The following is a 12,436-nucleotide window of genomic DNA, read 5'->3' as shown; positions in this document are numbered from 1 at the left end:
TTCCGGCTGACGGGATCATGTCGATATGGACAGGACGCTGCGGATTGTCTAGCCACGGCGGAAATCGTCCCAGATCGGGTGTCCCTTTCCATGACTGTCAGTCGCACCGTCCTTTGCATGAAATGGGGCACGCTCTATCCTGCGGATTACGTCAACGTCCTGTTCAATGCCTGCCGTGCCCACATCCCGGCCCCCTTTCGCTTCGTCTGCCTGACAGACGACGCCACCGGCTTTCTCGCCGGGATCGAGGCGCTGCCGATTCCCGACATCGGGCTTTCCGCGCAGGACTGGTTCCTGCCCGGCATCTGGCCGAAGCTGGCGATCTATGGGGCCAACCTGCACGGGCTACGGGGGCGCTGCCTGTTCATCGACCTAGACATGATGGTCTTTGCCGGGCTGGACGATCTTTTCGACTGGGGCCAAGGCTTTGTCGCCACGGATATGGGACCGGCCTGGGAACAGCCACCGCGCGATGGGCCGGACAAGGCGGTCGCCACCTCGATCTTCGCCTTCGACTTCGGGGCCGAGACGCAGATTCTCGATGCTTTCCTTGCCGATCCTGCGGGTGCAATGGCGCGGTTTCAGAACGAACAGGATTTCGTTGGCGCCCATGCGCGCAGCCTGGACTTCTTTCCGCCCGGCTGGGTGCTGTCGTTCAAACGCCATTTGCGGCGGCCTGTCGGGCTGGACCTGGTTCTGCCCCCCAGGGCGCCACCGGCATCGGCCCGCGTCCTGGCCTTCCACGGCCGGCCACGCCCGGCCGATCTGATCCGCCCAGGCACCGGCTTCTGGGACACGCTGCCCCATCTGGGGCATGGTCAGGTGCAATGGGCGGTCGATTACTGGACGGGTCACGGCGGCCGGCTCACCCCGGATGCGCTGCGCAGCCGATAGATATTTAACGGAGCGGGGCATGGGTTTCATCAAGGCGATACAGGAACTGCTCCGGCGGCGCAGGCTCTCGATCCATTCGCCGCAGGAAATCTTTTCGGATTATTTCCGGCGGAACAAATGGCGCGACCCCGACAGCCGTTCGGGCAAAGGTTCCAACCTGAAGGCAACCGCCGAGCTTCGCCCGCAGTTGCCGCCTCTCCTGGCCGAGCTGGGCATAAGGCGGCTGGTCGACGTGCCCTGCGGCGACTTCTTCTGGATGCAGCATGTCGATCTGGACGGGATCGAATATCTCGGCGGCGACATTGTGCCGGAGCTGATAGCCGCGAACACCGCGCGCCACGGCGGGCCGGGACGCAGTTTCCAGGTAATCGACCTGATCGCCGGCCCGGTGCCGAAGGGGGACATGGTGTTTACCCGCGACTGCCTGGTCCATCTGTCGCATGAGCATGTGAAGCGGGCATTGGACAATATCCGCGCCTCGGGATCGACGTGGCTGCTGACAACGATCTATCCTTCGACACCCGCGAACGAGGACATACTGACCGGGCAATGGCGCGCGCTGGATCTGACCAAGGCGCCCTTCAACCTGCCGGCACCAGTCCGGCTGATCGCCGAGGGCGCCGCTGCCGAAAAAGGCCAGGGGCCGGGCAAGTATCTCGCGCTGTGGCCGGTCGCCGATCTTCCGTCTTTTGTGGGCTGAGACGTCGGTTCAGCCCTTGCGACGCTTGCGGCGCGCCCGGTTCCATTCCCTGAGCCGGGCATAGCGGTCCTCGCCGACCAGCGCGCGCAGGGCGTCTCCCAGTTTCTTGCCCGTCCGTCGCTTTGCCGCCACCCGGGCGGCAGCGGCCTTGCCGCGCGCCAGCAGGTCGGCCGGGGGCTCTCCGGCAGTCGGGGCCGTCTTGACCATCGCCCAGCTGGGATGGCCGGCGTAGTTCACGCTGTCCTCGACCTCGGTCGTGCAGCACAGATCGAAGCCGGTCTGCGCCGCGAAGGCCTCCACCGCCTCCATGACCATGGGCCAGTCGGGATGATAGTCGTCGCCGGCGATCAGCCCGCCGACCCTGACCTTGCGCGCCCATTGCCAGATCGTCTCGCCGCCTTCCTGGCCGGTATGGGCGTAGCCGTCGATATAGATGAAATCCAGGCTTTCGTCGGGGAACAGGTCCCAGGCCTCGGCAAAGGTCATCCGCAGCAGCTTGTAGGGGCCGATCAGCCCGACACGCAGCAGCGCCTCCTTGTATTGGGCAACGTCATGGGTGTCGGCATACATGTCCACGCCGAAGAAGGTGGAAAACTGCCCGGAGGCGGTCATCCGGCGCGAGAATTCTCCGGCCGCCACCCCGAGTTCCACCCCGACCAGACCCGTCCTCCCGTCGAGAAGACGCAGCACGTCATGGCGGTGCCAGCCTTCCAGCCTGCGCGCCGTCACCCCAGATCCCCCCACTTCAACTGCGTGTTCCGCGTCACCGCCCGCAGCAGCCGCTTCCCCACCACCTTGTCGAAATCATAGGCCGCGATCTCGCCCGAGCCCGGCCGTCGCGCCCAGATGTCCTCTTCCCGGATCACATGGCCCTCCGGCAGGTCGGCGTCGGCCACCACCGAGCCGCGGGCGAAGCGGTAGACGTCTTCCTCGGGGGCGCTGCGGCTCTTGGGGTTGTTCGCAGCGATCCAGATCTCCCGCGAGCGGTCCACAAGGAAGCGCAGCTCCGCCGGGTCCATCGAGTTGATGATGTCCGGGCCCTTGCGGTAGCGGCTGTCGGTGTAGTGCCGCTCCAGGATCGCGGCGCCGAGGGCGACCGAGGCCAACGCCATCTCCGGGCCGATGGAATGGTCGGAGAAGCCGACCACCGCCTTCGGGAAAGCCTCGCGCAGATCGGTCACGCCCCGCAGCGAGACGATCTCCGGCGGGCTGGGGTAGAGGTTGGTGCATTCCAAGAGCGCATAGGGCACCCCGGCGGCGTCGAGGATGTCGACCGAGGCGCGGAGGGTGTCGATGGTCTGCATCCCGGTCGACAGGATCACCGGCTTGCCCTTGCGGGCGATGTGGCGGATCAGCGGCAGGTTGTCGGCCTCGCCGCTGCCGATCTTGTAGGCCGGCACGTCCAGACCCTCCAGATAATCCGCCGCCGCCCGCGAGAAGGGGGTGGAGATCCAGATCATGCCGAGGGATTCGGTGTAGCGCTTCAGTTCCGCCTCTTCGTCCAAGGACAGGGCGCAGCGTTCCATCACATGCCAGATCGAGACATCGGCATTGGGGGGGAAGATCGACTTCGCCTCCTCGGTCATCTCGTCTTCGATGATATGGGTCTGGTGCTTCACCATCTCGCAGCCGGCGCCGGCAGCCAGGCGGACCATCTCTTTCGCCACGGCAAGGTCGCCGCCGTGGTTGATGCCGATCTCGGCGATGACCAGCGGCGGATGGGCAGGGCCGATCTTGCGGCCGGCGATGGTGATTTCGTTTTGCAGCAGTGGGGGCATGGGTGGCGCTCCTTTGGCCCCGGGATGGCGAAGGCCGCGGGCGTTGTCAAGAAAACGGGTAGCGGGCGAGTTCCTCGTAGCGCGGGCCCTTCGGGGACAGGTGGCTTTGCCACAGCACCATGTCCTGCACCTGCCACGGCCCGGCGGCGAAGGGCGTCTCCGCCACCGCGCGCTCCAGCGCCGCGGCCTGCGCGAAGGCAGGCGGCGGGAAGCGGCCGAGGGTGACGTGCGGTGCGAAGCGGCGATGCTCGGGCGCGAGGCCGGCCTGGCGGGCGGCGTGCTCGGCCCTGGACTGGAGGCGCATCAGCGGCTCGGACGGGGCCACCCCGGCCCAGGCGACCTTGGGCCGGGTGCCGCCGAACAGGCCGAGGCCCTGCAAGGCCAGCGGGAAAGGCGCGACCTTCAGCGCCGCGAAGCCCTCATGCGCGGCCTCCAGCGCCGGCTCCGGCACCTCGCCCAGGAAGACCAGCGTCAGGTGCATCAGCGCCGGGTCCACCCGGCGCGGCAGCGGCAGCAGGAACTGCTGCACCGCAAGGGCCGAGCGGATGTCGCCGGGCAGGTCCAGCCCGAGGAAGGCGCGGATCATCGCCCCGCCCCTTACGGCAGCAGCGCCTCGATCGCCCCGGTGATCGCCGGGCCCGAGGGGCTGACCGCGGCGCCCCAAGTGCCGGCCACCTCTCCCTTCGGCCCGAGCAGCACCTTGTTGAAGTTCCAGCCCGGCTCGAACCCCTGCTCGGCCTTCATCCACTGGTAGAACGGATGCGCCTCGGGGCCGCGGACATGGGAGATCGTGGTCATCGGCAGGGTCAGGTCGAAATTCGTCGCGCAATAGTCCTTCACCTCGGCCTCCGACCCCAGCTCCTGCCGGAAGTCGTTCGAGGGCACCGCCAGCACCAGCAGCCCGCGCGAGCCGTAAGTCTCATGCAGCGCCTGCAACTCCTCGAACTGGGGCGCGAAGCCGCAGAGCGAGGCGGTGTTGACCACCAGCACCGGCTTGCCCGCCCAGTCGTCCAGCGCGATGTCGCCGCCGTCGATGGAAGAGAAGCTGAACCCCGCCCAGGCGGGCGCGGCCGAGACTGCCAGGATGAAAGCCGCCAGAACAGTGTTGCGCATCGCCTTGCCCTCCCGCTTTCGTCCCAGAATGCCACCGAACCGCAGGCAAGGGTGGGGAATTCCGTGCCCGAATGGCCGCAAGGGGCGGAAATTCGCCACCCGGCCTATGACTTTTCGCCAAAGCATGATTATCTGTCCAGTCAAGGCAGGGCCACCGCGAATGCGGGGCCGGAATGCGGGCAGGGTCGCGGGCAAGACATGGGCAAGCAGGACAAAGTTCTCAGATCGGCAATCGCCGAGGGGCCTTGCGGCATGGCGGCGCGCAACCAGATCGGCGCGCTGTGCTGGCGGCCGCATGGCTCGGGGCACGAGGTGCTCCTGATCACCAGCCGCGACACCGGGCGCTGGATCATCCCCAAGGGCTGGCTGGTGCAGGGGTTGACCGCGGCGGGATCGGCCGCGCGCGAGGCCTGGGAAGAGGCCGGGATCGAGGGCCGGCCGGAGGAACAGGCGCTCGGCTATTTCGCCTATCGCAAGGGGCTGGACGAGGGCCGGGCGATCCCCTGCGTGGTCGAGGTCTTCGCGCTGAAAGTGGACCGGCTGACCGACCGCTACCCCGAGAAGGGCGAGCGGCGGCGCAAGTGGTTCCGGCCGGAGAAGGCGGCGAAGAAGGTGGACGAGCCGGAACTGCGGCAGCTGATCCTGTCCTTCGCGCCCCCGGTCGAGGACGGGCGCAAGCCGACGAAGCGCGCCGCCTCCGGCTGAGGACGGGCCGGGGCCGGGGCTTGAACCCGGCGCGGCAAGGCTTAGGTTGCAGGTATCCCCGCCGGCCCGGCGGGAGGGAAAACCCGGATGATCCGCTACAGCCTCCATTGCGGCAAGGGACACGGCTTCGACAGCTGGTTCCAGAACGCCGATGCCTTCGACGCGCTGGCCCGCGCCGGACAGCTGGCCTGCCCGGTCTGCGGCGACACGGCGGTGGAGAAGGGGCTGATGGCGCCCTCGGTCACCCCGGCCCGCAAGGCCGAGGCGGCGCAGGCGGTCGCGGCCGGGAAGCCGGGCCTGACCGCCCCGGCCTCGGAACTGGAGGAGGCGCTGGCCGAAATCCGCCGCCGGGTGGAGGCCAATTCCGAATATGTCGGCATGAACTTCGTCGCCGAGGCGAGGGCGATGCACGAGGGCGAGGCGCCGGAACGGTCGATCTACGGCGAGGCCAGGCCGGAGGAGGCGCGGAAACTGCTGGAAGAGGGCGTCCCCGTCGCCCCCCTGCCCTTCCTGCCCAGCCGGAAGGCGAACTGAGGGCGGGATCCGAAGGCGCGGCTGCCGCCGCAAGCCTTTATCGTTGTGGCCGGCGGAGTCGCTTGGGGCTGCCGTCGACTGATGGGGGCATTCTGCCCCCAAACCCCCTGAGGATATTTTTCATCCAGAAAGAGGAGCGGACCTTCCTCCTCTTTCTGGACTCAAATATCCCCGCCGGAGGCGCGTCCGAGCCGGTTGCGCGCTTGCGCGCAGAGGCGAGAGGAAAGGTTTGCAGCCGCGCGCCTGCGCGGCTGCGCTTTCCGACAGGTCAGTAGATATACCGGATCTGTTCGGTCCAGAACCGCTCCATCCGTTTCAGCGCCACGTTGATCTCGTCCATGCCGTTCAGGCCGACCAGCGCCCGCCGTTCGATCGCCTCGGCGTGGCGGGCGAACAGCCCGGCCAGGTGGCTGCGGACCCGGCGGCCCTTCTCGGTCAGTTTCACCCGGACCGAGCGGCGGTCGATCTCGGACCGCTGGTGGTGCATGTAGCCGAGGTCTACCAGCTTCTTCAGGTTGTAGCTGACGTTCGAGCCCTGGTAGTAGCCGCGCGATTTCAGTTCTCCGGCGGTCACCTCGTTCTCGCCGATGTTGAACAGCAGCAGCGCCTGGACCGGGTTGATCTCCAGGATCTGCAACCGCTCGAATTCGTCCTTGATCACGTCGAGCAGCAGCCTGTGCAGGCGTTCCACCAGCGACAGGTTTTCCAGATAGCAGGCAAGGAACGCTTTCTGCGAACCATCGAGAAGGGGCTGGTGAACCGACATCGTGAAACTCCACCTCGTTGGGAACGGGGGGAGAATCGGCGCAAAGCCCAAACATCCGGTAAACCCGCGCCGGTTTTGCCGCAAATGCGCGGCAAATCCTCGGCGCCCGTCCTCAGCGGGCGCGGGCGAAGGCGGCGATCTCGGCCAGGAGCCCCGCCGCCCAGTCCGGCGTGGGCACCTGCCCCAGCAGCCAGGCCATCAGGTCCTGGTCGTTCTCTTCCAGCAGCCGGTCGTAGAGCGCCAGCCCCGCCGCGTCCATCGCGGCAAGGCGGGCGTCGGCGAAGGGGCCGAGCACGATGTCCATCTCCTTGGTGCCGCGCCGCCAGCTGCGCATCCGCATCCGCTTCAGCCGCGCCTCCGCCGTCTCGCCCGTCATGCGACCTCTCTCTGCATCGCGTCCAGAAGCTGCTTTTCCACCCGCGCCAGGTCTTCCGCAAGCCCTGCGGCACGGGCACGCAGGCGCCGCAGCTCGGCCAGCGCCTCCGCCGCGCCGCGCGCGCCGCCATCCGCCGGGGTGTCCAGCCCGTCGCCCTCGGCCGTCAGGAGCCAGGTCAGCGAGACGTTCAGCATCCCGGCCAGCATCTGCAGCCGGTTGCCCCTGGGTTCGGCCATGTCTTCCTCCCAGGCCTGCACCGTGGTGAGCCGCACGCCCAGCCGCTGCGCCATCTCTTCCTGCGTCAGCCCGGCCGCCTCGCGCGCGCCGGCCAGCCGGTCTCCGAAAGTCGCCACATCCGCCGCGAACCACTTGCCGCTTTCCGCCATCCGGCCTCTCCTTCTCTCGATATCGCTTGTATGAACGGGGCGGCAAGCCTAAGACCTGCGGCCGGAAATGACAAACAGCCCTGCCGGAGTTCCGCCCATGGCCCTTCTCTCCGACACGCTTTCCCGCGTGAAGCCCTCGCCCACCATCGCCGTCACCACCAAGGCGCAGGCGCTGAAGGCGGCGGGCAAGGACGTGATCGGCCTCGGCGCCGGCGAGCCGGATTTCGACACGCCGGAGCATATCCGCGAGGCGGCGAAGCGCGCCATCGACGCCGGCCGCACCCGCTATACCGCGGTGGACGGCATCCCGGAATTGAAGGCGGCGATCTGCGCCAAGTTCCTGAAGGAGAACGGGCTGACCTATACGCCGCAGCAGATCAGCGTCGGCACCGGGGGCAAGCAGATCCTCTACAACGCGCTAATGGCGACCTGCAATCCGGGCGACGAGGTGATCATCCCGGCGCCCTACTGGGTCAGCTACCCCGACATGGTGCTGCTGGCCGGGGGCACGCCGGTCTGCATCACCTGCGGCATCGAGACCGATTTCAAGCTGACGCCCGCGCAGCTGGAAGCCGCGATCACGCCGAAGACCAAGTGGTTCATCTTCAACTCGCCCTCGAACCCCACCGGGGCGGGCTACAGCCGCGACGAGTTGAAGGCGCTGACCGATGTGCTGATGCGCCATCCCCATGTCTGGGTGATGTCGGACGACATGTATGAGCACCTGGTCTTCGACGATTTCCGGTTCTGCACCCCGGCGCAGGTGGAGCCCGGGCTCTACGACCGCACGCTGACCTGCAACGGCGTCTCCAAGGCCTATGCGATGACCGGCTGGCGGATCGGCTATGCCGGCGGGCCGGTGGCGCTGATCAAGGCGATGGGGACGATCCAGTCGCAATCGACCTCGAACCCCTGCTCGGTCAGCCAGCACGCCGCGCTGGAGGCGCTGAGCGGTCCGCAGGACTTCCTGGCCGACTGGCGCCGGGTGTTCCAGGGCCGCCGCGACCTAGTGGTGTCGATGCTGAGCCAGGCCCCCGGCATCCGCTGCCCGCGGCCGGAGGGCGCCTTCTACGTCTATCCCGACATCTCGGGCTGCATCGGCAAGGCCACGCCCTCGGGCACCGTCATCTCCAACGACGAGGTTTTCGCCACCGCGCTGCTGGAAGAAACCGGGGTCGCCGTGGTCTTCGGCGCGGCCTTCGGGGTTTCGCCGAACTTCCGCGTCAGCTACGCTACTTCCGACGAGGTGTTGCGCGAGGCCTGCGCCCGCATCCAGCGGTTCTGCGCCGCGCTCGTCTGAAGGGGGACCATGGCCGACCGGATCACCGCCAACCTGCCCGCCCGCGACTTCGCGGCGACCTCGGCCTTTTACGGCGCCCTGGGGTTCGCCGAGACCTTCCGCGACGAGGGCTGGATGATCCTGCGCCGCGGCGGGCTGGTGCTGGAGTTCTTCCCGCATCCCGGGGTGGACCCCTGGTCCAGCTGGTTCTCGGCCTGCATCCGGATCGACGACCCCGACGCGCTGCTGGCCGAATGGCGCGAAACCTCGGGCTTGCCCGCGGACCACAAGGCGATCCCCCGACTGACCGGCTTCTTCAAGCACGCAGGCGCGCCGCGGATGTTCGCGCTGGTGGACCCGGACGGCTCTCTCCTGCGGGTGATCGACAACCGCGACGCCGGCGAGGTGCCAGATGTCGGCTGAGCTGCCGGACTACTACTTCCGCATCCGCGAGAACGGCGCCGCGGTGTTCCGGGTGGACACCGAGAACCGCCAGCGCCGGATCGAGCTGGAAGAGATCGCCACCGTCAACGTCAAGAACGGCAACATCAAGCCGCATGGCGAGGTGAAGCTGACGCCCGAAGACCTGAAGGTGATCGGGGACTGGCTGGCCAAGCGCCGCGCGCTCCTGGAGGCGCGGGACGTGGACGACATCCTGCGCACGGTGGACCACCTGAACCTGACCGCGCAATGGGTGCAGTCGCGGGCCTCGGAGGCGCAGCTGGAGGAAGTGACCGACACGCTGCTGCTGGCGATGCACGACCTGCGCTTGGTGCTGGTGCGCAAGAAGGCCGAGCGGCTGACGAAGGGCGAGGCGGCGGAATAGGGATCCGATTTTTCGCCGAAAAATCGTGCCCTTATGCCGGGTGTCTCAGATCTGTTTCTCCGGCATCTGCACCACCAGCCCGTCCAGATCCGGCGTCACCTTGATCTGGCAGGTCAGGCGCGAGCGCACCGGATCGGGGTTCCAGGCGAAGTCGAGCATGTCCTCTTCCATGCTGTCCTTCTTCGGCAGCTTCTCCACCCAGGCCGGGTCGACATAGACATGGCAGGTGGAACAGGCGCAGGCGCCGCCGCAATCAGCCTCGATCCCCGGGATGCCGTTGTCGCGGGCGCCTTCCATCACGGTCAGGCCGTTCGCAACCTCGACCTCGTGCCGCTTGCCGCTGTGTTCGACGTAGGTGATCTTCGCCATCGCTTGCCTCGGGAACCCTTGCTTCCCCCGCGACATAGGCCAAATCGCGGGGGTTTGCCAGAGGGGCCCGTGCCCCGAAAGCCACGCCCCGCGGCCGCGCCGCAGGCCCCGGGTTCCCGCGCCGCGCCATCCGCGCTATGGTCCCGCCCTGACAGGCCCGGCGGCAGACCGGGCGCAACCGCCGCTCCGGCACGGGCAGATGAACGAGCGAGCCTTCCCCGCAGTCCTTCTGGCGCTGGCGCTGGCCGGCTGCGTCGATCCGTCGGCGCAGCCCCCCGGCCGCGGCGATTTCTCGGCCGACCTGATCGTCCGCAAGGAGCCGGGGCCGCCGCCCGGCCCGAAGGGCGCCTGCTGGCAGGCCGACATCCGCCCGGCGGTGATCGAGACCGTCACCGAGCAGGTGCTGCTGGAGCCCGAGCGGCCCGGCCCGGACGGCACCCCGATCCCGGCGGTCTACGGCACCGAGACCCGCCAGCGCATCGTCTCGGACCGCGCCACGGTCTGGTTCCGTGCCCCTTGCCCGGCCGAGATGACGCCCGAGTTCATCGCCACGCTGCAACGGGCGCTGAAGGCGCGCGGCTTCTACCTGCTGCCGCTGACCGGGGTGCTGGACGGCCCCACCCGCGACGCGATCCGCCGCTACCAGAGCAGCCGGGGGCTGGACAGCGACCACCTGTCGCTGGCCGCGGCGCGCGAACTGGGGATCGTGGCGGCGGACCCCGCGCGGCTGTAGGCAAAGCGATTTCCGCGCGGAAATCGCAGCGGATTTCGCGCGAAATCCGCCTGCAACGGCAAACGGGCGGCAGGTCGCCCCGCCGCCCGCCCCTGCCCTGTGAGGGGGCCTATTCCTCGACCGACAGCGCCACGAAGCGCGGGTCGCCGCCGCGGCGGATCAGCAGCAGCAGCGATTTGCGCCCGGCGTCGCGCGCCTCCTGCACCCGGTCCTGCAGGTCCTTCAGCCGCGTCACCCGCTGCTGGCCGGCCTCGGTGATCACATCGCCCTCGCGCAGGCCCTTCACATAGGCTTCGGAGGACGGATCGACCTGGCTGACCACCAGCCCCTCGTCGCCCGGTTGCAGGCCGAGTTGCTTGCGGATCTCGGGGGTCAGCGGCTGCAGGGTCAGGCCCAGCATGTCCATCTGCTTCGGCTCATCCGGCGTCGCGCCCGAGGCCGGCAGCGTCTGCGCCTCGGCTTCCTCGCGGCGGCCGAGCGTGACCTGCAGCGTCTCGGTCTTGCCGTCGCGCAGGATCACCACCGGCACCGCCTCGCCCACCGGGGCGTCGGCCACGCGGCGGGTCAGGTCGCCGGCATCGCCGACCGGCTGGCCGTTGAACATGGTGATCACGTCGCCCGCGACGATACCCGCGGCCTTCGACGGCCCGTCCGGCACGTCGGTGACCAGCGCGCCCTTGGCCTCGGTCAGGCCCATCGACTCGGCGATGTCGGGCGTCACGTCCTGGATGCGCACGCCCAGCCAGCCGCGCCGGGTCTCGCCGAATTCCTTCAGCTGGTCGACGACCTTGGTCACCACGTTCGAGGCCATCGAGAAGCCGATGCCGATCGAGCCGCCGTTGGGCGACAGGATCGCGGTGTTCACCCCGATCACCTGCCCGTCCATGTTGAACAGCGGCCCGCCCGAGTTGCCGCGGTTGATGGCGGCGTCGGTCTGCAGGTAGTCGTCATAGGTGCCGGAGAGTTCGCGGTTGCGGGCCGAGACGATCCCGGCCGAGACCGAGAAGCCCTGCCCCAGCGGGTTGCCCATGGCCACCACCCAGTCGCCCACCCGCATCAGGTCGGAATTGCCGAAGCTGACGAAGGGCAGCGGCTTCGCCGCCTCCACCTTCAAAAGCGCGATGTCGGTCTTGGGGTCGGTGCCGATCAGCTTCGCCGGCAGCTTCTCGCCGCCGAAGAACTCGATCATGATCTCGTCGGCGCCCTCGATGACGTGGTTGTTGGTGACGATATAGCCGTCCTCGCTGATCACGAAGCCGGAGCCGAGCGCCTCGGAGCGCTGCGGCGCGCCGTTCGGGTCGTCGAACTGGTTGAAGAAATCCTCGAACGGGCTGCCCTCCGGCACCATCGGGCCGCCGGTGGCGGGGCCGGAGACGATGGAAGAGGTGGTGATGTTCACCACCGCCGGGCTGATCTTCTCGGCCAGTTCGGCAAAGCTTTCGGGGGCGCCGTAGGCAAGCACAGGGGCGGCGGGCGCCGCCAGCGCAAGGCCGGCCGCCAGCGCGAGGGCGGAGGCCACCGAGGCCGCGCCGCGGCGGCGGGGGCGGTGGCAGGCGCGGTCGGGGGGGGAAAGGACTGCGGGCACGGGTCGAACTCCTCTATCGTCCGTCATGGCGCGCGGGGGCCTGGACCCCGCCGGCGCCTTGGGCATGACAGAACAATCGGGCAAAGCCGGAGGCAATGCAAACCCCGTCGCGCGGAATCAATGCCTCGTGAAGGCATTTGTCATCCGGGGGTGGCGGAGGACGGTGGAAGGTATGTTTGGCGAAAGCCAGCCGGGCGGGAAAAGGCGAGGCACTGCCTCGCCCCCGCCCGTGCGCGGCGGTTGCACCCGGAGACGGCAGTCACTCTGAACCCCGAGAGGCCAGCGCCCGACCGGGCGGGCGAGAAGCGCCCGCCGAGGGGCGGGCGGGCGCTGGCCGGGACTTATGGTCCCGGCCGGGACAGGGGGAAGCGTTGCGCTGTGGCGAAGGCGGT

The 12,436-nt window shown here is 68.5% G+C and carries 17 protein-coding genes; 8 read left to right on the top strand and 9 right to left on the bottom strand.

What is annotated here, in order from left to right; translation table 11 throughout:
- Positions 1-117: 117 nt before the first annotated feature.
- Positions 118-894, top strand: coding sequence for a hypothetical protein (locus tag G5B31_RS13250; protein ID WP_165018411.1), 777 nt, complete (start codon positions 118-120; stop codon positions 892-894).
- A gap of 19 nt (positions 895-913) precedes the next feature.
- Entirely contained in the window at positions 914-1,594 is a 681-nt protein-coding gene (locus tag G5B31_RS13245) for a class I SAM-dependent methyltransferase (RefSeq protein ID WP_165018409.1), read from the top strand.
- A gap of 9 nt (positions 1,595-1,603) precedes the next feature.
- Here G5B31_RS13245 and G5B31_RS13240 read toward each other — a convergent pair whose 3' ends face one another.
- The 4 genes from G5B31_RS13240 to G5B31_RS13225 are packed head-to-tail and all read right to left on the bottom strand — an operon-like array spanning position 1,604 to position 4,485.
- On the bottom strand, positions 1,604-2,323 hold the full coding sequence (locus G5B31_RS13240) for a class I SAM-dependent methyltransferase (protein WP_165018407.1): 720 nt from the start codon (positions 2,321-2,323) through the stop codon (positions 1,604-1,606).
- The gene (locus tag G5B31_RS13235) at positions 2,320-3,372 is read right to left on the bottom strand and encodes an N-acetylneuraminate synthase family protein (protein WP_205911933.1); all 1,053 of its coding nucleotides are present in this window, start codon (positions 3,370-3,372) and stop codon (positions 2,320-2,322) included. The genes G5B31_RS13240 and G5B31_RS13235 overlap by 4 nt, the downstream gene beginning before the upstream one ends.
- Before the next feature lie 46 nt (positions 3,373-3,418).
- The gene (gene thpR / locus G5B31_RS13230) at positions 3,419-3,958 is read right to left on the bottom strand and encodes an RNA 2',3'-cyclic phosphodiesterase (protein ID WP_165018405.1); all 540 of its coding nucleotides are present in this window, start codon (positions 3,956-3,958) and stop codon (positions 3,419-3,421) included.
- A gap of 11 nt (positions 3,959-3,969) precedes the next feature.
- Entirely contained in the window at positions 3,970-4,485 is a 516-nt protein-coding gene (locus G5B31_RS13225) for a glutathione peroxidase (protein ID WP_165018403.1), read from the bottom strand.
- 252 nt (positions 4,486-4,737) lie between these two features.
- Between G5B31_RS13225 and G5B31_RS13220 the strand changes: the two genes are divergently transcribed.
- Together G5B31_RS13220 and G5B31_RS13215 are read left to right on the top strand one after the other, a co-directional pair.
- The gene (locus tag G5B31_RS13220; RefSeq protein ID WP_165018401.1) at positions 4,738-5,190 is read left to right on the top strand and encodes an NUDIX hydrolase; all 453 of its coding nucleotides are present in this window, start codon (positions 4,738-4,740) and stop codon (positions 5,188-5,190) included.
- An 87-nt stretch (positions 5,191-5,277) separates the two neighbouring features.
- Positions 5,278-5,724 carry a DUF1178 family protein gene (locus G5B31_RS13215; protein ID WP_165018399.1) on the top strand — a complete coding sequence of 149 codons (447 nt, stop codon included), beginning with the start codon at positions 5,278-5,280 and terminating at the stop codon, positions 5,722-5,724.
- Positions 5,725-5,992: 268 nt separating this feature from the next.
- Here G5B31_RS13215 and G5B31_RS13210 read toward each other — a convergent pair whose 3' ends face one another.
- The 3 genes from G5B31_RS13210 to G5B31_RS13200 all read right to left on the bottom strand — a co-directional run bounded on the left by G5B31_RS13210 (position 5,993) and on the right by G5B31_RS13200 (position 7,252).
- Complete coding sequence (locus G5B31_RS13210) at positions 5,993-6,490, bottom strand: MarR family winged helix-turn-helix transcriptional regulator (protein ID WP_165018397.1); 498 nt, start codon at positions 6,488-6,490, stop codon at positions 5,993-5,995.
- A gap of 112 nt (positions 6,491-6,602) precedes the next feature.
- Positions 6,603-6,866: a succinate dehydrogenase assembly factor 2 gene (locus G5B31_RS13205; protein WP_165018395.1), complete on the bottom strand. Its 264-nt coding sequence runs from the start codon at positions 6,864-6,866 to the stop codon at positions 6,603-6,605.
- Entirely contained in the window at positions 6,863-7,252 is a 390-nt protein-coding gene (locus tag G5B31_RS13200) for a helix-turn-helix domain-containing protein (protein WP_165018393.1), read from the bottom strand. The genes G5B31_RS13205 and G5B31_RS13200 overlap by 4 nt, the downstream gene beginning before the upstream one ends.
- A 97-nt stretch (positions 7,253-7,349) precedes the next feature.
- Between G5B31_RS13200 and G5B31_RS13195 the strand changes: the two genes are divergently transcribed.
- From G5B31_RS13195 to G5B31_RS13185, 3 genes are read left to right on the top strand one after another with little or no spacing between them, the layout of a single operon-like run.
- Entirely contained in the window at positions 7,350-8,552 is a 1,203-nt protein-coding gene (locus G5B31_RS13195) for a pyridoxal phosphate-dependent aminotransferase (protein WP_165018391.1), read from the top strand.
- Between the two features lie 9 nt (positions 8,553-8,561).
- Entirely contained in the window at positions 8,562-8,954 is a 393-nt protein-coding gene (locus tag G5B31_RS13190; RefSeq protein ID WP_165018390.1) for a bleomycin resistance protein, read from the top strand.
- On the top strand, positions 8,944-9,357 hold the full coding sequence (locus G5B31_RS13185) for a hypothetical protein (protein WP_165018388.1): 414 nt from the start codon (positions 8,944-8,946) through the stop codon (positions 9,355-9,357). The genes G5B31_RS13190 and G5B31_RS13185 overlap by 11 nt, the downstream gene beginning before the upstream one ends.
- 45 nt (positions 9,358-9,402) lie before the next feature.
- Here the strand turns inward: G5B31_RS13185 and G5B31_RS13180 are convergent, their stop codons facing one another.
- Complete coding sequence (locus G5B31_RS13180; RefSeq protein WP_165018386.1) at positions 9,403-9,726, bottom strand: 2Fe-2S iron-sulfur cluster-binding protein; 324 nt, start codon at positions 9,724-9,726, stop codon at positions 9,403-9,405.
- Between the two features lie 199 nt (positions 9,727-9,925).
- Here G5B31_RS13180 and G5B31_RS13175 point away from each other — a divergent pair, with 199 nt between their 5' ends.
- Positions 9,926-10,459: a peptidoglycan-binding domain-containing protein gene (locus tag G5B31_RS13175; protein ID WP_165018384.1), complete on the top strand. Its 534-nt coding sequence runs from the start codon at positions 9,926-9,928 to the stop codon at positions 10,457-10,459.
- Positions 10,460-10,568: 109 nt separating this feature from the next.
- Here G5B31_RS13175 and G5B31_RS13170 read toward each other — a convergent pair whose 3' ends face one another.
- Positions 10,569-12,110, bottom strand: coding sequence for a DegQ family serine endoprotease (locus tag G5B31_RS13170; protein WP_394352131.1), 1,542 nt, complete (start codon positions 12,108-12,110; stop codon positions 10,569-10,571).
- Positions 12,111-12,436: the final 326 nt, after the last annotated feature.

This window comes from Rhodobacter sp. SGA-6-6 (assembly GCF_011043545.1).
GTDB lineage: Bacteria > Pseudomonadota > Alphaproteobacteria > Rhodobacterales > Rhodobacteraceae > Pseudogemmobacter.
This window is presented reverse-complemented; position numbering and strand designations above follow the sequence as displayed.

Coding starts and splice junctions, on each gene's coding strand:
- G5B31_RS13250 (WP_165018411.1), top strand. CDS start 118: ATGAAATGGGGCACGCTCTATCCTGCGGATTACGTCAACGTCCTGTTC.
- G5B31_RS13245 (WP_165018409.1), top strand. CDS start 914: ATGGGTTTCATCAAGGCGATACAGGAACTGCTCCGGCGGCGCAGGCTC.
- G5B31_RS13235 (WP_205911933.1), bottom strand. CDS start 3,372: ATGCCCCCACTGCTGCAAAACGAAATCACCATCGCCGGCCGCAAGATC.
- thpR (WP_165018405.1), bottom strand. CDS start 3,958: ATGATCCGCGCCTTCCTCGGGCTGGACCTGCCCGGCGACATCCGCTCG.
- G5B31_RS13225 (WP_165018403.1), bottom strand. CDS start 4,485: ATGCGCAACACTGTTCTGGCGGCTTTCATCCTGGCAGTCTCGGCCGCG.
- G5B31_RS13220 (WP_165018401.1), top strand. CDS start 4,738: ATGGCGGCGCGCAACCAGATCGGCGCGCTGTGCTGGCGGCCGCATGGC.
- G5B31_RS13215 (WP_165018399.1), top strand. CDS start 5,278: ATGATCCGCTACAGCCTCCATTGCGGCAAGGGACACGGCTTCGACAGC.
- G5B31_RS13210 (WP_165018397.1), bottom strand. CDS start 6,490: ATGTCGGTTCACCAGCCCCTTCTCGATGGTTCGCAGAAAGCGTTCCTT.
- G5B31_RS13205 (WP_165018395.1), bottom strand. CDS start 6,866: ATGACGGGCGAGACGGCGGAGGCGCGGCTGAAGCGGATGCGGATGCGC.
- G5B31_RS13200 (WP_165018393.1), bottom strand. CDS start 7,252: ATGGCGGAAAGCGGCAAGTGGTTCGCGGCGGATGTGGCGACTTTCGGA.
- G5B31_RS13195 (WP_165018391.1), top strand. CDS start 7,350: ATGGCCCTTCTCTCCGACACGCTTTCCCGCGTGAAGCCCTCGCCCACC.
- G5B31_RS13190 (WP_165018390.1), top strand. CDS start 8,562: ATGGCCGACCGGATCACCGCCAACCTGCCCGCCCGCGACTTCGCGGCG.
- G5B31_RS13185 (WP_165018388.1), top strand. CDS start 8,944: ATGTCGGCTGAGCTGCCGGACTACTACTTCCGCATCCGCGAGAACGGC.
- G5B31_RS13180 (WP_165018386.1), bottom strand. CDS start 9,726: ATGGCGAAGATCACCTACGTCGAACACAGCGGCAAGCGGCACGAGGTC.
- G5B31_RS13175 (WP_165018384.1), top strand. CDS start 9,926: ATGAACGAGCGAGCCTTCCCCGCAGTCCTTCTGGCGCTGGCGCTGGCC.
- G5B31_RS13170 (WP_394352131.1), bottom strand. CDS start 12,110: ATGCCCAAGGCGCCGGCGGGGTCCAGGCCCCCGCGCGCCATGACGGAC.